The sequence below is a fragment of the Streptomyces acidicola genome (genome assembly GCF_009377235.1).
GTDB classification, from domain to species: Bacteria; Actinomycetota; Actinomycetes; order Streptomycetales; family Streptomycetaceae; genus Streptomyces; species Streptomyces acidicola.
The window spans coordinates 1-20,379 of record NZ_VMNX01000172.1; the positions used below are offsets into that span (position 1 = coordinate 1).

A 20,379-nucleotide genomic window follows, 5' to 3' on the forward strand; every position below is an offset into this window, starting at 1 on the left:
GGGCTTGTGGGGCAAGGGGGCTTCGCTCCGTTGCTCAGAACGCGAGGCATATGATTTATTGATTCACGAAATGTAGTTGAGGTGGTTCAATCCATCGGTGGGGAGTGTCCCGTGACCGTCGACTCTGTGGACTCCGTCAGCGCCGAGGGCTTCGCGCGCACGAGCCTGGCCGTTCTCGACCGCATCGCCGTGTCCGCCCGCGACGAGGTGCGGCGGGCCGCGGAGCTGATCGCCGACTGTGTGCGCTCGGGGGGAGTCGTCCAGGCCTTCGGCACCGGGCACTCCCAGGCCGTCGTCCTGGAGGTCGCGGGTCGCGCCGGCGGGCTCGTCCCCACCAACCGGCTGTCCATCGCCGACCTCGTCCTCTACGGCGGGGACGACCCGAGCGTGCTGGACGACCCCCTGCTGGAGCGCCGGTCCGGGGTGGCCGCCCGGCTCTACGACCTCGCCGCGCCGCAGGCCGGGGACCTGTTCGTCATCGTGTCGAACTCGGGCGTCAACAACGTGATCGTCGAGATGGCACTGCACGCCAAGGACCAGGGGCACCGCGTCCTGGCCGTCACCTCGCTGTCCCACACGCGCGCCGTCCCCGCCTCCCATCCCAGTGGCCGCAAGCTCGCCGACATCGCCGACGTCGTCCTGGACAACGCCGCCCCGCGCGGCGACGCGCTCCTCGGACTCCCGGGCGGCGGCGCCGTCTGCGCGCTGTCCACCCTGACCGGCGTGATGCTGGTCCAGATGGCCGTCGCCGAGGCCGCCGCGCAACTGCTCGCCGCTGGTGAGCGCCCGCCGGTGTACGTCTCGGCCAACGTGCCCGGCGGCTTCGAGGGCAACCTGGAACTGGAGAGGCGCTACAGCGGGCGCATCCGCCGCACGGCCAGTTGAGGGTTTCTGTGCCTTGACGCCACCTTCGAGCCCGTCTACTCCTGTCATGTCTATGTCGGTTCAGTACCTCGTTTCACGTTCGGCATATCGAATCCCCTGACTCTCCTGAGAGGGCGGAAGACATGGCGATGCGGGAGCAGCGACACGGCGGCGATGCGCCGGAGCACGCCGCCGGCGACTTACCCGGGCGATCGCACGGCCCGTCAGACGGCGTGACGCGGCGTCAGGCACTCCAGTTGGGCGCGGTGGGTATGGGTTCGCTGGCGCTCGACGCCGGCCCTGCGGCCGCCGCGGACGGCACCGAGTCGCCGCCCGCGGGCAGGCCGCCCAGGGAACGGTCGTTCGACGAGGGGTGGCGCTTCTTCCGCGGCGAAGCGACCGGTGCGCAGGACCCGGAGTTCGACGACAGCGAGTGGCGGTCGCTCGACCTGCCGCACGACTGGAGCATCGAGGATCTGCCCCACGCCCCCGCTCCCGACGGAGGAGCCACCAGCGACCCGTCCCTGCTCGTCCCCAGGGAGCCGCCGAGCGAGCCCGGCCCGCCTCCGGTGATCGGCCCGTTCGACCCCGAGAACAGCGAGGGCGGGGGCTCGACCGGCTACACGGTCGGCGGGATCGGCTGGTACCGCAAGCACTTCACGCTGCCGGACCCCGACGGCGACGACCTCCACCACGAGCTGCGGTTCGACGGCGTTTACCAGAACGCGGACGTCTGGCTCAACGGCGTGCACCTCGGCTTCCACCCCTACGGCTACACGTCCTTCGCCTACGACCTGACCCCGCACGTGAAGCGCACGGGGACCAACGTCCTCGCGGTGCGGGTCGACAACACCGGCCGCAACAGCCGCTGGTACTCGGGCTCGGGCATCTACCGCCACACCTGGCTGACGACGACGGGGCCGGTGCGGATCCCGCTGTGGGGCATCCATGTGAGCACGCCCGTGGTGGGCGAGCGCCGGTCGGTGGTGCACGTGGAGGTGTCCCTCGCCAACCTCGGCGAGCGCCCCTCGGCGGCATCCGTGCGCGTCGGCGTGCGCGACCCGCGGGGCCGTGTCGTGGCGACGGCACAGGAGCCCGCACAGGACCTCGCAGCGGGCGCGACGCCCACCGCACGGCTCGACCTCACGATCAGGCAGCCCGAGCTGTGGTCCATGGACGCGCCGCACCTCTACAGCGCGCGCACGGACGTACTGGTCGGCGGCAGAGTCGTGGACACGGTCACCACCCCCTTCGGGATCCGCTCACTGGTGTGGAACGGCGAGGCCGGGTTCCTGCTCAACGGAGAGCCGGTCGAGATCATGGGCGGCAACGTCCACCACGACCACGGCCCGCTGGGCGCCGTCGCCCTCGACCGCTCCGAGGAACGCCGCGTGGAGATCCTCAAGGAGGCCGGCTTCAACTCGATCCGCACCGCCCACAACCCGCCGACACCCGCGCTGCTCGACGCCTGCGACCGGCTGGGCATGCTGGTGATGGACGAGATCTTCGACGTCTGGGACACCGGCAAGAACCCCCAGGACTACTCCGTGCACTTCGCCGAGTGGTGGGAACGGGACCTCAGGGGCACGGTGCTCCGGGACCGCAACCACCCGAGCGTGGTGATGTGGTCGCTGGGCAATGAGATCACCGACAACACCAGCGGCCACCGGGGAGCCGAGATGGCCCAGGCGCTCCGCTCCCTCGACAGGACCCGGCCGATCACCCTCGGCGGCGGCTCGACCCACTCGGCGGACGACCCGTCCTGGGACTACGTCGACGTCGGCGACGTCCACTACAACGCCAACGGCAAGACCTACGGCCCGATGCACGAGGCCCACCCCGGCAAGGCGATGACGCACAACGAGACGTTCCCGGCGACGATCCACCAGGACATCACGTTCGCCGCCGAGCACACCTGGGCCACCGGGACCTGGATCTGGGCCGCCTGGGACTACCTCGGCGAATCCGGCATCGGCAAGACGGCGATCCCGCCCGTGGGAACGGCGGAGACCATCGGCGACCAGAGCATCATGCCGGGCTGGTCGATCTCCCGCGAACTGCACCACACCTGGGGCGGCTTCGGCTACCCGTACCCGTACTTCCAGGCGAACTGCGGTGACTTCGACCTGATCGGGCAGCGCAAGCCGCAGAGCCACTGGCGCGCGGCGGTGACCGGCCGCAGCCCCGTGGAGCTGATGGTGTTGCGCCCGACCCCGCCGGGCACCGAGCAGGTGGCGCTCTGGTGGGGCTACTACGACGAGCTGGCGAGCTGGACCTGGGACGTGGAGCCCGGCACGCCGATGACCGTGCACGTCTACACACCGGGAGACAGCGCGCGGCTGCTGCTGGGCGGCAAGGCGGTCCCGGGCGGCGCCGCGACGGCTCCCGAGCGGTCCATGGCCACCTTCACCGTGCCGTACGAACCCGGCGAGCTGACGGCCGTCGCCACCCGGAACGGCAGGGAGATCGGCCGGACGGCCCTCACGACGGTGGGCGCCCCTGCAGCGCTGCGGCTCGTCCCCGACGTCACGGACCTCACCACGGGCCGGGACGACCTCGCACACGTGCTCGTCGAGGTGATCGACCGGCGAGGCCGTCCGGTGCCCGACGCGGCGCTCGAGGTGACGTTCGAGGTGACCGGCGCAGGAGAGCTCGCCGGCGTCGGCAACGGCAACCCACACAACGTCGACAGCTTCCGGCAGCCGCGCCGCCACACCTGGCACGGCAAGGCCCTCGCCATCCTGCGCCCGGCGAAGAGACCGGGCCGCCTCACCCTCACCGCGAGGGCCCCCGGCCTGCGGCCGGCGACCGTCACGCTGCCGGTCGGACGACCACGCTGACAGCCGGGCGGCCCGGGCACGGCGGCGCCGACGGGCACGACCCGTCGGCCGAGACCGCGCCCGGGCCGGGCCCGCCGCCGGCCGGGAGGCCACGGGCCGGGTGTACTCCGGGCAGCGCCTACCCTTAGGGCATGAGCAGCAGCGACCGGAGCCGGGCAGTGGGCGTCAAGACATACGAAGTACGCACCTACGGGTGCCAGATGAACGTCCACGACTCCGAGCGCTTGTCCGGCCTCCTGGAGGACGCCGGCTACGTGCGCGCACCCGAGGGCTCGGACGGCGACGCGGACGTCGTCGTCTTCAACACCTGCGCCGTCCGCGAGAACGCCGACAACAGGCTGTACGGCAACCTCGGCCGCCTCGCCCCGAAGAAGGCAGGCCGCCCCGGCATGCAGATCGCCGTCGGCGGCTGTCTGGCGCAGAAGGACCGCGACACCATCGTGAAGCGGGCGCCCTGGGTGGACGTCGTCTTCGGCACGCACAACATCGGCAAGCTGCCCGTCCTGCTGGAGCGCGCCCGCGTCCAGGAGGAGGCGCAGGTCGAGATCGCCGAGTCTCTGGAGGCCTTCCCCTCGACGCTGCCGACCCGCCGCGAGAGCGCGTACGCGGCGTGGGTCTCCATCTCCGTCGGCTGCAACAACACCTGCACCTTCTGCATCGTCCCGGCCCTGCGCGGCAAGGAGAAGGACCGCCGGACCGGCGACATCCTCGCCGAGATCGAGGCACTGGTCGGCGAGGGCGTCTCCGAGATCACGCTGCTCGGGCAGAACGTCAACGCGTACGGCTCCGACATCGGCGACCGCGAGGCATTCAGCAAGCTGCTGCGGGCGTGCGGCGGGATCGAGGGCCTGGAGCGTGTCCGCTTCACCTCTCCCCACCCCCGCGACTTCACCGACGACGTGATCGCGGCCATGGCCGAGACGCCGAACGTGATGCCGCAGCTGCACATGCCGCTCCAGTCCGGCTCGGACCCGGTCCTCAAGGCGATGCGCCGCTCCTACCGCCAGGAGCGCTACCTGGGCATCATCCGCAAGGTGCGGGAGGCCATCCCGCACGCGGCGATCACCACGGACATCATCGTCGGCTTCCCCGGCGAGACCGAGGAGGACTTCGAGCAGACCCTCCACGTGGTGCGCGAGGCGCGCTTCGCGCAGGCCTTCACCTTCCAGTACTCCAAGCGCCCCGGCACCCCCGCGGCCACCATGGACAACCAGATCCCCAAGGAGGTCGTCCAGGCGCGCTACGAGCGTCTCGTCGCCCTCCAGGAGGAGATCTCCTGGGAGGAGAACAAGAAGCAGGTCGGCCGCACCCTGGAGCTGATGGTCGCCGAGGGCGAGGGCCGCAAGGACGGCGCCACCCAGCGCCTCTCCGGCCGTGCCCCCGACAACCGCCTGGTGCACTTCACCAAGCCCGACCAGGCGGTCCGCCCCGGAGACGTGGTCACGGTCGAGATCACGTACGCGGCCCCGCACCACCTGCTCGCCGAGGGCGCAGTCCTGGACGTGCGCCGTACGCGCGCGGGCGACGCCTGGGAGAAGCGCACCACCGAGAAGGCCGCCGCACAGCCGGCCGGGGTGATGCTCGGCCTGCCGAAGATCGGTGTACCGGAGCCGCTGCCCGCCGCGACGAGTGGCTGCGGCTGCGACTGAGGGCCCGGCACACCGCGTGAGGGGAGGGAGCATGGCGGTGCCGTACAGCGTTGAGTTCACCGAGCGGGCCGCCCGCGCACGTGACAGCCTGCCCGCCGAACGGCGGGATCTGCTGGAGCGTGGCCTGGCCATCCTGGTGACCGAGCCGCGGCACAAGCTCTCCCACCCCCTGAGCGGCGACGAGACCGCGCGGGAGATCGCCCTCTCACGCAACCTCGTCATCGAGTACGTGGTCAGCGACGGCAAGCTCGTGGTGCTCGTCGTCACGGTCATCGACCTGACGGACGTACTCATCGAGGAGTGACGTACTCGTCGAGGAGTGGCAGGCTCATCGAGGAGTGACGGACCGTCGCGGTGCGCGGACGCCAGGCCGTGCGGAGGCCGCGCGGGGGGAGGAGCCACCGGGCCGCGCCCCGGCTACGCTGCGGATCATGCTTGTCGCCGCAGCCGTCTGCCCCTGTCCGCCGCTGCTCGTGCCCGAGGTCGCCGCGGGCGCCGCGCCAGAACTGGACGACGCGCGGGCCGCGTGCGCGGACGCGCTCGGGGTGCTCGCCGCGGCACGCCCCGACCGGCTGGTGGTCGTCGGCCCGGCAGACGAGACCGGACGTGGACAGTACCCGGAGGGCACGCCGGGCTCGTTCCGCGGCTTCGGCGTGGACGTCGACGTACGCCTGGGACGCGGCAGGCCGGACCCCGCGGCCATGGACGCCACGGCCCCTGAGCGCGAGCTTCCGCCCTCCCTGGCCGTGGCCGCCTGGCTGCTGACGCGCACGGACTGGGCCGACGCGCCCGTAGCCGGCCTCGGCGTCGGGGAACGGCTGGAGGCCGAGCAGTGCGTCCGGGCCGGACGGGAGCTCGCGGCGCCGGACCAGCGGGTGGCCCTGCTCGTCATGGGCGACGCCAGCGCGTGCCGCACCCTCAAGGCACCCGGTTACCTCGACGAGCGCGCCGCCGGCTTCGACGCCGAGGTCGCCCGCGCGCTCGGCTCGGCGGACATCCCGGCCCTCAAGGCCCTGGACAGCGCCCTGGCCCACGAACTCAAGGCCTCCGGCCGCGCCCCCTGGCAGATCCTCGCCGGCGCGGCCGAGAACACACCCCTGTCGGGCTCGCTCCTCTACGACGAGGCACCGTACGGGGTGGGCTACCTGGTGGCGGCCTGGTCGTAGCCACAGCGCCCGACACGACGCGACACGAAGTGGCACGGCACGAATGACACGGCACGGCACGGCGGACGGCCGCGGAGCCCGACAGCTCCGCGGCCGTCCGCCGTGCCGTGCCGTGCGTTCAGGAAGCCGGTGGCGGTGGCGGTGGCGGCGCGTCCGGCGGTGGTGCGGTGGTGCCGCTGTCCTTGTGCGCGAGTCGGTCCATGGCGCCCTTCGCCCTGCCCGTGCCCGAGTGGATCCGGTCGCTGTACTTGCCCTTGGTCTTCTTGTCGACCGCGTTCGCGACCTTGTCGAGACCGCGCTCGACCTTGTCGATCTTGTCTCCGTGCTTCTGCGCGAGGTGCGAGACCTTTTCCTTGGCCGGGGTCAGTTTGGACTTCACGTTATCCAGGAGACTCATGGTTCACCTTCCCGCGGGGCAGCGGTCATGTGCGGGCGCTCTCGCCGGCCTCGTTGTCGGCGGCCTGCTCGGCGGTCTGCTGCTTCGGGATCTCCACGTCGTCTTCCGCACCGGGCTTCTCCGGCGCGGTCTTTTTCGGCGCGGCATCCTCCGCCTTGGCTTCACTCGCCTTGACCTCGCCCGCCTCGGCCTCGGGCTCCGTGGCCTCGGACTTCGTGGTCTCCTTCGGCCGCTTCGCCTCGTCCGTCCCTTGTGCCTCGGACCCGGCCGTTGGCGTGTCGGCCTGCGCCTCGGCGGTTGACGCCTCCTCCGTAGCCTTCGACTTCCGGAAAAGTCGCGCAAAAACGCCCATATCCACTCCAACGTTACTCGTGCGGGGGAAATCCCGCGTCGCCCGGTGCGTCCGATTGCGTCGCCCGGGTCACCGGCACTCGAGTCCGGCGGTTCGAGCCTCGCAACAGGGAACGACCCCACCCCGGTGCCGTCACGTAACTCGTTCGAGGGCGGGCCCGGGGGTTTGCGAGACTGGGTCGGTGAGCACCACACCCGCCGCCCCCCGTGTCATCGCCGTCGTCGGACCCACCGCTGCCGGAAAGTCCGATCTCGGCGTCTTCCTCGCCCAACGCCTCGGCGGCGAGATCGTCAACGCCGACTCGATGCAGCTCTACAGCGGGATGGACATCGGCACCGCCAAACTGACACCCGAGGAGCGCGGCGGCGTCCCTCACCACCTCCTGGACATCTGGGACGTGACGGTCACGGCCAGCGTCGCCGAGTACCAGCGGCTCGCCCGCACGCGCATCGACGCCCTGCTCAAGGAGGGCCGCTGGCCCATCCTGGTGGGCGGCTCCGGGCTGTACGTCCGTGGCGCCGTCGACAACCTGGAGTTCCCCGGCACCGACCCCGAGGTCCGCGCCCGCCTGGAGGAGGAACTCACCCTGCGCGGCTCCGGCGCCCTGCACGCGCGCCTCGCGGCCGCCGACCCCGAGGCGGCCGAGGCGATCCTGCCCAGCAACGGTCGCCGCATCGTCCGCGCCCTTGAGGTCATCGAGATCACCGGCAAGCCCTTCACCGCCAACCTCCCGGGCCACGACTCCGTCTACGACACGGTCCAGATCGGTGTCGACGTCTCCCGCCCCGAACTCGACGAGCGCATCGCCCGCCGGGTCGACCGCATGTGGGACGCCGGACTCGTCGACGAAGTGCGCTCACTCACGGCGCAAGGACTGCGCGAGGGGCGCACGGCTTCGCGCGCGCTCGGCTACCAGCAGGTTCTCGCGGCGCTCGCCGGTGAGTGCTCCGAGGACGAGGCGCGCGCCGAGACCGTGCGTGCCACCAAACGCTTCGCGCGCCGCCAGGATTCATGGTTCAGGCGTGACCCCCGTGTGCATTGGCTCAAGGGGGGTGTCGCCGATCACGCGGAACTTCCGGAGCTCGCCCTGTCGTTCGTCGAACGACCGGTCACAGCCTGATCACGTCATGGCATCGGGACGCACCGGCCGTCATCCGGCCCTTCGGGACCGTGCCATCATCGAGCTTCGATCGACCAAGTGAAGTCCTAGTTGGGAGGGCGCGTGGCGATGGAGGCCGGCCCTCGCAACACCGCACAAGGCGCAGAGTACGAGACCGCTGAGTACCAGACAGCGGAGAACGGGGAGCAGCAGGCCCTGGAGGGGTACCGCTTGAGCCCGGACGGGGACTCCCTGAGCTCGGACGGCCCGGACGAGCAGTCGCCGGGCGGAGTGACCGACGACGGACCGGAGGCGGACGACATGTCCCCCGGACCCGAGGTCGAGGTCGAGCTCCGCCCCCAGCGCCGGCTACGGATCTGGCAGCTCGCCCCCATCGTCGCCCTGGCCGCGCTGGGCTCGCTGATGTTCGCCTTCCCGCTCGCCTTCGAGTTCGGCGACGGCGGCGCCGTGGTCGCCATGCTCGGCCTGCTGATCTGCTCCTGCGCGGCCGGCTGGGGCATGATGGCCGCCCGCCGCGTCGGTACCACCTGGCCCGGACTGCCTCAGCGAGGATCCGGACGCCGCCCCGACTGGCGGGTGGTCCTCGGGTACGCGGTGATCGTGCTCGCGGTGGTGGCCCTGGCCGTGTGGCGCGTGGCGCGACTGCGCTGACCCCCGCGCGGCGACGCGGTGTCGTACGCACACCGTACGATCGAGGAATGAGCACGCCGATCGCCTTCCTCAAGGGCCACGGGACCGAGAACGACTTCGTGATCATCCCGGACCCGGACAACGCCATCGACCTGCCCCCGGCCGCCGTGGCCGCCCTGTGCGACCGGCGCGCGGGGCTGGGCGGGGACGGTCTGCTGCACGTCGTACGATCCGCCGCGCACCCCGAGGCGAAGGCGATGGAGGCCGAGGCGGAGTGGTTCATGGACTACCGCAACGGCGACGGCTCGATCGCCGAGATGTGCGGCAACGGCGTACGGGTCTTCGCCCGCTACCTCCAGCGCGCCGGACACGTCACCGAGGGGGACCTCGCGGTCGCCACGCGCGGAGGCGTGAAGACCGTGCACATCGACAAGGACGGTGACGTCACCGTCGGCATGGGCAGGGCGCGCCTCCCCGAAGGGGACGTCACCGTGAGCGTCGGTGAGCGCAGCTGGCCCGCGCGCAACGTGAACATGGGCAACCCGCACGCCGTGGCCTTCGTCGACGACCTCGCCCACGCCGGCACCCTGTACTCGGCGCCGCCGTTCAGCCCGGCCTCCGCCTACCCGGACGGAGTGAACGTCGAGTTCGTGGTCGACCGCGGTCCGGCCCACGTCGCGATGCGCGTGCACGAGCGCGGCTCCGGCGAGACCCGCTCGTGCGGCACGGGCGCGTGCGCCGTCGCCGTGGCGGCCGCCCGACGCGACGGCACCGACCCGGCCGTGACCGGCACTCCGGCGACGTACACCGTTGACGTCCCCGGCGGAACACTCGTCATCACCGAACGCCCGGACGGCGAGATCGAGATGACGGGCCCCGCCGTGATCGTCGCCGAGGGATCGATCGACATGGACTGGCTGGAAAACGCGGAGAGTTGACGCGAGATCGGGCTGGGTGTCGCAGCACTCGGGCTTCCCGGGGCTGCGATGCCGTGCCCTCTGCGGCGTGCGCGGGTTCGATTCCATGGCCAACTGCCCTATGGGTGGCTCGAAACCGTAAACCTGTGAAGCGTCGCTCGAATGAGTGATCCGTTTCACGCTCGGGGGGAGGCGGTCAATCGCACCTGGTGGGCTCGATAGCATCAAGCACCGGCACGGACGGGGGAACCACGCCATACCCCGAGCCGCCGTACGCCAAGGGGTATCCGTCCGCCGGTCCACGCAGCCGGAGGTGCCCATGAGTGCGGAGGCCACGAACCCTCTCACGCCCGCCCCTGTGACGCCCCCTTCCACACACTCAAGTGCGCATGAACGGGGAAGCACGCACGAGCCGACTGTGCCGCCGGCACACCGCAGGAAGGGGCGCCCCCGCATCGACCTGCGCCGCCTCGGCCGTGCCGCGCTGCTCGGCACCGCCACCCGGGACAGACTGCCCGACGCCATCAGCCATGTCGCCGAGGCCCACCGCGCCCACCACCCGGACGCCGACCTCGAACCCCTGCGCCGGGCCTATGTGTTGGCCGAGTCCTCGCACCGCGGCCAGATGCGCAAGAGCGGCGAGCCCTACATCACCCACCCGCTCGCCGTAACCCTGATCCTCGCCGAACTCGGCGCCGAGACCACGACCTTGACGGCGTCACTGCTCCACGACACCGTCGAAGACACGGATGTGACGCTCAATCAGGTGGGCGAGGAGTTCGGCGAGGAGGTCCGCTACCTCGTCGACGGCGTCACGAAGCTGGAGAAGGTCGACTACGGGGCCGCCGCCGAACCCGAGACCTTCCGCAAGATGCTCGTCGCCACCGGCAACGACGTCCGCGTGATGTCGATCAAACTCGCCGACCGACTGCACAACATGCGCACCCTGGGCGTGATGCGCCCCGAGAAACAGGAGCGCATCGCCAAGGTGACCCTGGACGTGCTGATCCCGCTCGCCGAACGGCTGGGCGTCCAGGTACTCAAGACCGAACTGGAGGACCTGGCCTTCGCGATCCTCCACCCCGAGGAGTACGAGCACACCCGTGAGCTGATCGTCGACAACGCGGCGCACGGCGGCGACCCGCTCGCCGAGATCGCCGACGAGGTGCGCGGAGTGCTGCGCGAGGCCGGCATCCAGGCCGAAGTCGTCATCCGTCCACGGCACTTCGTCTCCGTGCACCGCGTCTCGCGCAAGCGCGGACCGCTGCGCGGCGCCGACTTCGGACGCCTCCTCGTCCTCGTCAACGAGGACGCCGACTGCTACGCGGTCCTCGGCGAACTGCACACCTGCCTCACGCCCGTCGTCTCGGAGTTCAAGGACTTCATCGCCGTACCGAAGTTCAACCTCTACCAGTCGTTGCACACGGCTGTCGCACGCGCGGACGGCGAGGTCGCCGAAGTTCTCATCCGCACGCACCAGATGCACAAGGTCGCCGAGGCCGGGGTCATCGCGCTCGGCAATCCCTACGCTCCTCCTACGGAGGAGCAGACCGACGGCTCGCAGGCCGGCGGCCAGCAGAGCGCGGGTGTGCAGACCGATGGGGAGCGGAGCGACGCCGGGCCGGTCGGCGGTGACGGCGAGCGCGCCGACCCCACGCGCCCCGGCTGGCTCTCCCGACTCCTCGACTGGCAGGAGGCGGCCCCGGACACCGACATCTTCTGGTCCACGCTCCGCGAGGACCTCGCCCAGGACCGCGAGATCACCGTCTTCCGGCCCGACGGGGGCACGCTGGGGCTCCCCGAGGGCGCGAGCTGCGTGGACGCCGCGTACGCCCAGTACGGCGACGACGCGCACGCCTGTATCGGCGCCCGTGTCAACGGCCGTCTGGCGACGCTGAGTACGGTCCTGAAGGACGGCGACAGCGTCCAGCTCCTCATGGGCCAGGACCCGGCCTCCGAGCCCTCCCGGGAGTGGCTGGAGCACGCCCGAACTCCCGGCGCACGCATCGCCATCCAGCGTTGGCTGGCGGCCCATCCGTCGCCGGCCGACGCCTCCGCCGGTGAGGGCGGCTCTGCCGGGGAAGGCAGGCCTGCGGGTGCGGGTGCGGGTGCGAGTGGGGGCGGGGGTGCTGATGCGGATGCTGCTGGTGGCGCGGGTGCCTCCGCTTTCCACGAGCTCTCTGCCCGCTCGAACGCCGACGCACCGTCCGTCCGTCCCGAGGCCGACGCCTCCGCCGCACGCTCCGCCTCCTCCACTGTCGCCGTGGACCAGCCCGGCGCGAGCGTACGGCTCGCGGGTTGCTGCACGCCCGTACCGCCCGACGAGGTCACCGGCTTCGCCGTACGCGGGGGAGTGGTCACCGTCCACCGTGTGGAGTGCGCCGGAGTGGAGCAGATGAAGAGCGCGGGGCGCGCGGAGGTCGGTGTGCGCTGGGGTGACACCACCGAGTGCCGTGTGACGCTGGTCGCCGAGTCCTTCCAGCGGCCCCACCTGTTGGCCGACCTCACCGAGGCCATCGCCCTGGAGGGCGTCGCGATCGTCTCCGCCATCGTCGAACCTCCGGCACAGCAACGCGTCCGCCACACCTACACCCTCCAACTTCCGGACGCCGCCCACCTCCCCGCACTGATGCGCGCGATGCGGAACGTCGCGGGCGTGTACGACGTGGGCCGTACCCAGCACCAGGCTCCGGTCACGCAGTAGCGCAGGCCAGAGGGGCCCGCCGTTCGAGTGGGCCCGCCGCGCGCCGTCGCTGTGGGGGAGCAGGGGCGCTGGTAGCGGTGGTGCATGCTGCTCACCGCCCGTCCCAGGGCCCGTCGCGTCAAGGCGGCGCTGCTCACCTCCGCCGTCTCCGTCTGCCTGATCGCCGCAGGCGTCCCCTCGCCGGCCGTGCCCCTCGGCGTGGGCGACCGCCTCTTCCCCTACCTCGGCAACCCGGGGTACGACGTCCGGTCGTACGACCTTGCCTTCACCTACTCGGGCACCAATCGCGAACCGCTCTCGGCCGTCACCACCATCGACGCCCGGACGACCGCACCCCTGAAACACGTCAACCTCGACTTCGCCCACGGGACGGTGCGGTCCGTGGAGGTCAACGGCGCGCCCGCCGCCTTCACCAGCGCGGGCGAGGACCTGGTCCTCACCCCGCGCGCACCGCTCCCCGGGGGCAGCCCGCTTCGGATCACCGTGCGCCACACCAGTGACCCCGTGTACGCAGAGGGCACGGACGGCGGCTGGGTGCGCACCGCGGACGGTCTTGCGATGGCCAACCAGGCCGACGCCGCGCACCTGGTGTTCCCGTGCAACGACCACCCCTCCGACAAGGCCCTTTTCACCATTCGGGTCACCGCGCCCCAGGGGCACACGGCTGTGGCCAACGGTCTGCCGGTGGGCGTGCACCGCGGCCCCAAGGCCACGACCTGGACGTATCGCACCCAGCACCCCATGGCGACCGAACTCGCCCAGGTCTCCATCGGCCGCTCCACGGTCCTGCGCCGCACCGGACCGCACGGCCTGCCCGTGCGCGACGTGGTTCCCACGAAGGACCGCAAAACGCTGGAACCGTGGCTCGCGAAGACACCCGCCCAGATCGCCTGGATGGAGCGGAAAGCCGGCGCGTACCCCTTCGAGACGTACGGCCTGCTGATCGCGGACACGCGGACCGGCTACGAACTGGAGACACAAACGCTCTCTCTCTTCGAGAGAGAGCTCTTCACCCGGTCCGAGTACCCGCAGTGGTACGTCGAGTCGATCATGGTGCACGAGCTGGCCCACCAGTGGTTCGGCAACAGCGTCAGCCCGCGCACCTGGTCCGACCTGTGGCTCAACGAGGGACACGCCACCTGGTACGAGGCCCTGTACGCGGACGAGAAGTCCGGCAAGTCCCTGGAGGCCCGTATGAAGGCGGCCTACGCCACCTCCGACCGCTGGCGGACCGACGGAGGCCCCCCGGCGATGCCCAAGGAACCCAAGCCGGGCCGGAAGATCAGCATTTTCCGCCCCGTCGTCTACGACGGGGCCGCGCTCTTCCTCTACGCCCTCCGCCAGGAGATCGGCCGCCCCGCCTTCGACAACCTGGAACGCTCCTGGGTGCGTGTCCACCGCGACGGGGCCGCCGGCACGCGCGACTTCCAGGACCTCGCGTCCCGCGTCGCCGGACGCGATCTGAGCGGGTTCTTCCGTGCCTGGCTCTACGGGACGAAGACCCCGCCGATGCCGGGCCACCCGGACTGGAAGCCCGAGCCCGCACGGAAGGCATCACAGAAAACACCACACAAAACGGAACGGGAATAACCCGGGTGACGAGACGAGCCGTGTCGTGCGACCATCGTGTCCGTCGGCGACGCGGCCCGGCCCCTAGGGGCGGGCCCCGGGAATCTCCGGGGGTACTCGGACGTTGTCCACAGTGACGGAACGGGTACATCGCAAGTGACGGAAGACCCGTGACCAGTGACGGAGACGCGTTGCCAGTGACGGAAAGACTGTCGTCAGCGACGGAGTGCCGCCAGTGAGGACGACTGGACGGCTGTCACTGGCGGAAGGATCGCCGTCATCGGCGGAAAGCCCGTCGCCGCATCCGTTTCCCATCGACGTAAGGATCCAATGACCTCCTCTTCTTCCCCTTCCCAGGCCGCGCAGCGCGCCCTCGCGCAGAACTACACCGAAGGTCTTCGGGCCGATGCCCTGATGGAAGAGGACGTCGCCTGGAGCCACGAGATCGACGGAGATCGGGACGGTGACCAGTTCGACCGCTCCGAGCGCGCGGCTCTACGCCGTGTCGTGGGACTCTCCACCGAGCTCGAAGACGTCACCGAGGTCGAGTACCGCCAGCTCCGCCTGGAGCGCGTCGTCCTCGTCGGCGTCTGGACCTCGGGAACGGTGCAGGACGCGGAGAACTCGCTGGCCGAGCTGGCCGCCCTCGCGGAGACCGCGGGCGCGCTGGTGCTCGACGGTGTGATCCAGCGCCGCGACAAGCCGGACGCGGCCACGTACATCGGCTCAGGCAAGGCCGACGAGCTGCGGGACGTCGTCCTGGAGTCGGGCGCCGACACCGTCATCTGCGACGGTGAGCTCAGCCCGGGCCAGCTCATCCACCTCGAGGACGTCGTCAAGGTCAAGGTCATCGACCGCACGGCCCTGATCCTCGACATCTTCGCCCAGCACGCCAAGTCCCGAGAGGGCAAGGCGCAGGTCGCGCTCGCGCAGATGCAGTACATGCTGCCGAGGCTCCGAGGCTGGGGTCAGTCGCTGTCACGGCAGATGGGCGGCGGCAAGGGCGGAGGCCTGGCCACCCGTGGCCCCGGTGAGACCAAGATCGAGACGGACCGGCGCCGTATCCGCGAGAAGATGGCGAAGATGCGCCGGGAGATCGCGGAGATGAAGACCGGCCGCGAGATCAAGCGCAAGGAGCGCAAGCGCCACAAGGTGCCGTCGGTCGCCATCGCCGGCTACACCAACGCGGGTAAGTCCTCGCTGCTCAACCGCCTGACGGGCGCGGGCGTCCTGGTCGAGAACTCGCTGTTCGCGACCCTCGACCCGACCGTGCGCCGGGCCGAGACCCCGGGCGGGCGGCTGTACACCCTGGCGGACACCGTCGGGTTTGTGCGCCACCTGCCGCATCACCTGGTCGAGGCGTTCCGCTCCACGATGGAGGAGGTCGGCGACTCCGACCTGATCCTGCACGTGGTGGACGGTTCGCACCCGGCGCCGGAGGAGCAGCTGGCCGCCGTGCGCGAGGTGATCAGGGATGTCGGCGCCACCGACGTGCCCGAGATCGTCGTGGTCAACAAGGCGGACGCGGCCGACCCGCTGACGCTTCAGCGGCTGCTGCGGATCGAGAAGCGCGCCATCGCGGTATCGGCCCGCACCGGCCGGGGCATCGACGAGCTGCTCGCGCTGATCGACAACGAGCTGCCCCGTCCCTCGGTCGAGATCGAGGCGCTCGTGCCGTACACGCTGGGCAAGCTGGTCGCCCGCGCCCACACCGAGGGCGAGGTGATCTCCGAGGAGCACACCCCGGAGGGCACCCTGCTCAAGGCGCGGGTCCACGAGGAACTGGCGGCGGAGCTGACACCGTACGCACCGGCACCGCTGGCCTGACAACGGCACGCACAACGCCTGACAACGGTACGCACAACGCCTGACACCGGTACGCAAGCCGCCTGACGTGCGGTACGCACAACGAGCGAAGGCCCGCCCCCGCGTGAGGGGCGGCCTTCGTCCGTGTCACGCGTCGTGCGTACGGCCGACGGCTACTGCCCGCCGTACCGGGTGCTCATCATGTCGTACAACTGCTGGGCACCCCGGCCGAGTTGGGGTCCGGCGAGCCAGGTGTTGTCGGACGGGCCGATCGACGTGTTCGACACCAGCTTGGTCTCCCCGCCGACGACGCGGAACCAGCCGCCCCCGGACGAACCACCGGTCATGGTGCAGCCGATGCGGTACATCGTCGGCAGGGCGGAGTCCAGCGAGAGACGGCCGGGCCGGTCGAGGCACTTGAACATCTTGAGGCCGTTGTACGGCGCCGCCGCCGGGTAGCCCCACGCGCCCATGGAGCCGGCCTCGGACGCGGACGGCGTGGAGAAGTCCACGTCCAGGGCCGAGCCGACCGTCTCCTCCAGGGACTTGTCGCCCGCCTCAGGCTTCACGTGCAGGATCGCGTAGTCGTACGCGGCACCCGCGCCGCCCGTCTCCGATCCGCCCGAGATCCACTCGTCCGAAGTCGCGGCCCAGTCTGCCCACCACGGACCGAACGGGGCGATCTCTTGGGGAGAGGCGTTCGACAGGTCGGACTCGGACTTGCCCAGGTCGTTGTAGGCCGGGACGAAGACGATGTTGCGGTACCAGCCGCCGCTGCCGCCCGCGTGCACGCAGTGGCCCGCCGTCCAGACGAGGTTGGACCTGCCCGGGTGATTCGCGTCCTTGACCACCGTGCCCGAACAGACCTTAGAGCCCTCGGGGGAGTCGAAGAAGACCTTGCCGACCGGCGCGGCGCTCTGGTGGTACGGGGTCTTCTCGGGCGTGGCCTCGACCGGCGCCGGCTCCGGGTCGCTTATGCCGTGGTCGGCGGAGGCGTCCTTCGCCGAGATCGTCTTGTTGGCCTCCTCGGCGGACTGCATCCGCTCGGGCTTCCAGAGCTCGTCGATCACCGGGTTGACGAAGTCCTTGGCCTCAGTGAGCCACTGGTCCTTCTCCCAGTTCTTCCATCCGCCGTCCTTCCAGTCGTCGACATCGATGCCGTGCTCCTTGAGCTTGTCGGCGAGGGCGTCGGCGAGGCTGCCGCCCTTGTCACCGGTGGCGTCGGCAGCCGGGGAGGCGGTGGCGTCGGGCTTGTCGCTCGCGCTGTTGTCGCCCGACCCGCAGGCGGTCGCGGTGAGCGCCAGAGCGGCGACGAGTCCGGCGGCGGCGAGCAGGCGGTGCCGCCGTGGTGTGGAACGCATGGTGCTTGACCCCCGTGGGAACTTCCAAATGGCACGCCCACTATGCCCAGGCGTCTGAGGACGACCGGCGAGCGGCCGGTGAAGATTTCTGCGGCCTGCGCCCCGCCCGACCGCTGACTGTCCCCCGAACCGACCGCTGTCTGACTCTCTGGCTGTCCGCTGTCTCTCTCCGGCCGTCCGGTGTCCGCCGTGGGTTGTCCGTTGGCGGTCACCGGCCGTGTGTTCGTCGGTGGTCGACGGCCGATCGTCGGGGGCCGGGCACCCGGCCCCCGACGAACAGCACGCGGTCGTCGGTCACCGAGTCGTCACTGACCGGCGAACTTCCGGCTCACCTCTTCGTACACGTCCTTGGCGACCCCGCCCAGCCGCGGGCCCGCCAGCCAGCCGGCGTTCACCGGGCCGATCGAGGTGTTGGATACGAGCGCGGGCCTGCCGTCCGCGCCGGTCGCCACCCAGCCGCCGCCGGACGAACCGCCGGTCATCGTGCAGCCGATGCGGTACATCGTGGGGTCGGACTTCAGGAGCGAGAGCCGGCCCGGCTTGTCCGTGCACTGGTACATCGTCTCGCCGTCGAACGGCGCCGCCGCCGGGTAACCCGTCGCCGTGATGCTCCTCACCTGCGGAACCGCGGGCGCGTTGAAGTCCACCGGGAGCGCCGAACCAACAGTCTCCTCCAGGGACTTGCCGTCGTCACCCTCCTCGGGTGTCACATGGATGACCGCGAAGTCGTACGACGCGCCGTCACCGCCCGTCCTGCCGCCCTGCTCGATCCACTGGTCCGAGGTCCGCGCCCCGTCGCCCCACCAGACGCCGTACGGAGCAACCTCCTCCTTGGTGGCGCCTTCGAGCTCCGTCGCCGTCATCCCGCTGTCGTTGTAGGACGGTACGAAGGCGATGTTGCGGTACCAGCCGCCCGACTTGCCGGCGTGCACGCAGTGGCCCGCGGTCCACACAAGGTTCGACTTGCCGGGGTTGGCCGGGTCCTCGACCACGGTCGCCGAGCAGACCATCGTGCCCTCGGGTCCGTCGAAGAACACCTTGCCCGCCTCGGGCACGTTGTCGTGGTAGCCCGTCGGCACGGCCTGCGCCCTCACGGCCGCCGGCGTCGGGTCGGTGACGCCCTGGTCACCGGAGAGGTCGCTCTCGTCGACCTCCTTCTCCGGCTCCTGAGCCTCCCGCATCCGGTCCGGGTCCCACAGGTCCTTGATGATCGGGTTGACGAAGTCCTCGGCCTCGCGCAGCCAGTCGTCCTTGTCCCAGTTCTTCCAGGCGCCGTTCTTCCACTTGTCGATGTCGATCCCGTGCTCTTTGAGCTTGTCCCGGATGTCGTCCGGGATCTGGATCTTGCCGTTGCCGTCCGAGGAGCCCTGGGACGCGGACACGTCGGCGTTCGCCCCGTCGTCGCCCGTGCCGCAGGCGGTGACGGTCAGTGCGAGAGCCGTGGCGAGGCCAACGGCAGCCAGCGTGGGGAAGGATGTGCGGCGCCCACCCCTGACTCGGCGAGCGGTGAGGAACGGGCGTATGGGTCGCATGGTCTGAACTCCCCCTGGGGCGTTTGACAACTCTGTGCCGCCGGAGCGGTCGCGTACGTTCGCGTACGTCATTCTCTCCGTACGCCGCCGCCCGCCGGCTTGGTCCGGATCCGCCGATGTTCGCCCCCTCGGTACGGAACCGCCGACACCGGCCGGCCGCGATCGTCGCGGCGTCACTGAACGGCACTACACACTATGCGGTCGCTGTCGGGGACACCCGACAGAACCGCAACGGTTCCGTCACGGCGTTGATCTTCGCCGCCGGGGCACGGCTCCGCGAATGCACGGATCTTCCGCAACACGGGCGGCCCCTCCCCAACTCGGCAGCAACCCTTCCCTCATATGGCGACGGATCTTCATCCGCACCGATCTGGGCCGCACCCGCTTCCCCACGCGGGTCGCGTCGTTGGTACGTGCGGGGCCTGCCGTTGACCGGAGCCCTCGGCCAACTCGCCTCTGGGGAGCGGAGGAACCGTCGTGGCTGTGACCGAGTCTGTGGGGCGTGCGGCCGAGGGGGCGCGCGCGGCGCACGAGGGGATCCTGCGGCGGCAGTCGGCTCGCGAGTCCGCGTCGCGCACCTACGCACGCGCCCTGCCGATCGCCCCCGTCCGGGCTCGTGGGCTGACGATCGAGGGTGCCGACGGGCGCCGCTACCTCGACTGCCTGTCCGGTGCGGGCACCCTCGCCTACGTCCGCGAGAACCACCTCGCCGAACACGCCGAGCCCCTGGGCACCCGCGTGCTCACCGAACTCCCCTCCCTGGCCGCCGAGTTCGCCTGTATCGGAGACGTTTGCGGCCGGGGCCTGATGATTGGTGTCGAACTGGTGGACCCGGAGGGCACACCGGAACGCACCGAAGACACCCCTCGGGCCGCCCACCTCACCGGTGACGCAGGCCTTGATCGCCGTGACGATCGCCTTGACGCAGCCGGCAGTCCGGCCCCGCCTCATGACCCCTTGCCCGCAGCGCCCGAACTGGCCGCCGAGGTCCAGCGGGAGTGCCTGCGACGAGGGCTGATCGTGCGGGCGGTGGCGCAGGGATGCGGCGAGCGAGGTGGAGGCGGACCGCGGTGAGCGCCGGCGCCGGTGGAGGCACTGAGCCCGCCGCACGACTCGCTCGGCGAGTCCCGGGCACACAACACGCCTCAGTGCCACATGCTCATCGCCTTCGCCCATCCGTGCCAGCACCCCTGCCTCCACCCCCGTCTCCATCCATTCCTCCATCCATTCCTCCATCCCTTCGTCCATCGCTTCACCGAGCGCCCTCGTCCCCGCATGAATCTGCGTGACGACGCCTTGGGATGAACACATCGCGTACGCACCCGAAACTTCACGAGGACCCCTTGACCGCGACCCCCCTGCCCGACGGGCGCACCCGTCCCCACACACGAAGCACCGAATCGATCCCCGAGCAGAAGGACGGCACGCACGCAGCCGAACCTTTGCCCGCCCCCACCGCCGACCTTCTGAAC

At 70.8% G+C, this 20,379-nt stretch carries 15 protein-coding genes and 1 pseudogene; 12 read left to right on the forward strand and 4 right to left on the reverse strand.

What is annotated here, in order from left to right; genetic code table 11:
- Positions 1 to 111: 111 nt before the first annotated feature.
- From FPZ41_RS32860 to FPZ41_RS32880, 5 genes are all read left to right on the forward strand, one after another.
- Positions 112 to 885 carry an SIS domain-containing protein gene (locus FPZ41_RS32860; protein WP_322621025.1) on the forward strand — a complete coding sequence of 258 codons (774 nt, stop codon included), beginning with the start codon at positions 112 to 114 and terminating at the stop codon, positions 883 to 885.
- Positions 886 to 1,097: 212 nt separating this feature from the next.
- A complete protein-coding gene (locus FPZ41_RS32865) occupies positions 1,098 to 3,704 on the forward strand; it encodes a glycoside hydrolase family 2 TIM barrel-domain containing protein (protein ID WP_322621026.1) in 2,607 nt (868 codons plus the stop codon).
- A gap of 131 nt (positions 3,705 to 3,835) precedes the next feature.
- On the forward strand, positions 3,836 to 5,353 hold the full coding sequence (gene miaB, locus FPZ41_RS32870) for a tRNA (N6-isopentenyl adenosine(37)-C2)-methylthiotransferase MiaB (RefSeq protein ID WP_152867254.1): 1,518 nt from the start codon (positions 3,836 to 3,838) through the stop codon (positions 5,351 to 5,353).
- Between the two features lie 31 nt (positions 5,354 to 5,384).
- Positions 5,385 to 5,657 (forward strand): type II toxin-antitoxin system RelE family toxin, encoded by a 273-nt coding sequence (locus tag FPZ41_RS32875; protein ID WP_152867255.1) that lies wholly within the window; start codon positions 5,385 to 5,387, stop codon positions 5,655 to 5,657.
- Positions 5,658 to 5,784: 127 nt separating this feature from the next.
- Positions 5,785 to 6,519, forward strand: a complete 735-nt coding sequence (locus tag FPZ41_RS32880; RefSeq protein WP_152867256.1) for a class III extradiol dioxygenase subunit B-like domain-containing protein — start codon at positions 5,785 to 5,787, stop codon at positions 6,517 to 6,519.
- A gap of 118 nt (positions 6,520 to 6,637) precedes the next feature.
- Here FPZ41_RS32880 and FPZ41_RS32885 read toward each other — a convergent pair whose 3' ends face one another.
- Positions 6,638 to 6,916 (reverse strand): antitoxin, encoded by a 279-nt coding sequence (locus tag FPZ41_RS32885; RefSeq protein ID WP_152867257.1) that lies wholly within the window; start codon positions 6,914 to 6,916, stop codon positions 6,638 to 6,640.
- Positions 6,917 to 6,941: 25 nt separating this feature from the next.
- Positions 6,942 to 7,268: a hypothetical protein gene (locus FPZ41_RS32890; RefSeq protein WP_152867258.1), complete on the reverse strand. Its 327-nt coding sequence runs from the start codon at positions 7,266 to 7,268 to the stop codon at positions 6,942 to 6,944.
- A 181-nt stretch (positions 7,269 to 7,449) separates the two neighbouring features.
- On the opposite strand from FPZ41_RS32890, the gene miaA reads away from it, so the two are divergent.
- The 6 genes from miaA (at position 7,450) to hflX (ending at position 16,035) form a co-directional block, all read left to right on the forward strand.
- Entirely contained in the window at positions 7,450 to 8,388 is a 939-nt protein-coding gene (gene miaA, locus FPZ41_RS32895) for a tRNA (adenosine(37)-N6)-dimethylallyltransferase MiaA (protein ID WP_322621027.1), read from the forward strand.
- 108 nt (positions 8,389 to 8,496) lie between these two features.
- The gene (locus tag FPZ41_RS32900; protein WP_152867264.1) at positions 8,497 to 9,039 is read left to right on the forward strand and encodes a hypothetical protein; all 543 of its coding nucleotides are present in this window, start codon (positions 8,497 to 8,499) and stop codon (positions 9,037 to 9,039) included.
- Positions 9,040 to 9,086: 47 nt separating this feature from the next.
- Positions 9,087 to 9,956: a diaminopimelate epimerase gene (gene dapF / locus FPZ41_RS32905; RefSeq protein WP_152867259.1), complete on the forward strand. Its 870-nt coding sequence runs from the start codon at positions 9,087 to 9,089 to the stop codon at positions 9,954 to 9,956.
- Positions 9,957 to 10,254: 298 nt separating this feature from the next.
- Positions 10,255 to 12,639 carry a RelA/SpoT family protein gene (locus tag FPZ41_RS32910; protein ID WP_152867260.1) on the forward strand — a complete coding sequence of 795 codons (2,385 nt, stop codon included), beginning with the start codon at positions 10,255 to 10,257 and terminating at the stop codon, positions 12,637 to 12,639.
- A gap of 84 nt (positions 12,640 to 12,723) precedes the next feature.
- Entirely contained in the window at positions 12,724 to 14,229 is a 1,506-nt protein-coding gene (locus FPZ41_RS32915) for a M1 family metallopeptidase (protein WP_152867261.1), read from the forward strand.
- Positions 14,230 to 14,538: 309 nt separating this feature from the next.
- A complete protein-coding gene (hflX, locus tag FPZ41_RS32920; RefSeq protein ID WP_131559679.1) occupies positions 14,539 to 16,035 on the forward strand; it encodes a GTPase HflX in 1,497 nt (498 codons plus the stop codon).
- Between the two features lie 152 nt (positions 16,036 to 16,187).
- Here the strand turns inward: hflX and FPZ41_RS32925 are convergent, their stop codons facing one another.
- Both FPZ41_RS32925 and FPZ41_RS32930 read right to left on the reverse strand, forming a co-directional pair.
- Positions 16,188 to 17,375, reverse strand: coding sequence for a trypsin-like serine peptidase (locus tag FPZ41_RS32925; RefSeq protein WP_152867262.1), 1,188 nt, complete (start codon positions 17,373 to 17,375; stop codon positions 16,188 to 16,190).
- 305 nt (positions 17,376 to 17,680) lie between these two features.
- Positions 17,681 to 18,907 carry a trypsin-like serine peptidase gene (locus FPZ41_RS32930; RefSeq protein ID WP_194236288.1) on the reverse strand — a complete coding sequence of 409 codons (1,227 nt, stop codon included), beginning with the start codon at positions 18,905 to 18,907 and terminating at the stop codon, positions 17,681 to 17,683.
- 477 nt (positions 18,908 to 19,384) lie between these two features.
- Here FPZ41_RS32930 and FPZ41_RS47420 point away from each other — a divergent pair.
- A pseudogene (locus tag FPZ41_RS47420) lies at positions 19,385 to 19,612 on the forward strand (aspartate aminotransferase family protein); the annotation flags it as partial.
- Between the last annotated feature and the right edge of the window lie 767 nt (positions 19,613 to 20,379).

Excerpts from the sequence above, each read along its gene's own strand:
- FPZ41_RS32915 (WP_152867261.1), top strand. The coding sequence starts at position 12,724 with ATGCTGCTCACCGCCCGTCCCAGGGCCCGTCGCGTCAAGGCGGCGCTG.
- miaB (WP_152867254.1), top strand. The coding sequence starts at position 3,836 with ATGAGCAGCAGCGACCGGAGCCGGGCAGTGGGCGTCAAGACATACGAA.
- FPZ41_RS32880 (WP_152867256.1), top strand. The coding sequence starts at position 5,785 with ATGCTTGTCGCCGCAGCCGTCTGCCCCTGTCCGCCGCTGCTCGTGCCC.
- FPZ41_RS32910 (WP_152867260.1), top strand. The coding sequence starts at position 10,255 with ATGAGTGCGGAGGCCACGAACCCTCTCACGCCCGCCCCTGTGACGCCC.
- hflX (WP_131559679.1), top strand. The coding sequence starts at position 14,539 with ATGACCTCCTCTTCTTCCCCTTCCCAGGCCGCGCAGCGCGCCCTCGCG.
- FPZ41_RS32885 (WP_152867257.1), bottom strand. The coding sequence starts at position 6,916 with ATGAGTCTCCTGGATAACGTGAAGTCCAAACTGACCCCGGCCAAGGAA.
- dapF (WP_152867259.1), top strand. The coding sequence starts at position 9,087 with ATGAGCACGCCGATCGCCTTCCTCAAGGGCCACGGGACCGAGAACGAC.
- FPZ41_RS32890 (WP_152867258.1), bottom strand. The coding sequence starts at position 7,268 with ATGGGCGTTTTTGCGCGACTTTTCCGGAAGTCGAAGGCTACGGAGGAG.
- FPZ41_RS32875 (WP_152867255.1), top strand. The coding sequence starts at position 5,385 with ATGGCGGTGCCGTACAGCGTTGAGTTCACCGAGCGGGCCGCCCGCGCA.
- FPZ41_RS32930 (WP_194236288.1), bottom strand. The coding sequence starts at position 18,907 with ATGCGACCCATACGCCCGTTCCTCACCGCTCGCCGAGTCAGGGGTGGG.
- FPZ41_RS32900 (WP_152867264.1), top strand. The coding sequence starts at position 8,497 with ATGGAGGCCGGCCCTCGCAACACCGCACAAGGCGCAGAGTACGAGACC.
- FPZ41_RS32925 (WP_152867262.1), bottom strand. The coding sequence starts at position 17,375 with ATGCGTTCCACACCACGGCGGCACCGCCTGCTCGCCGCCGCCGGACTC.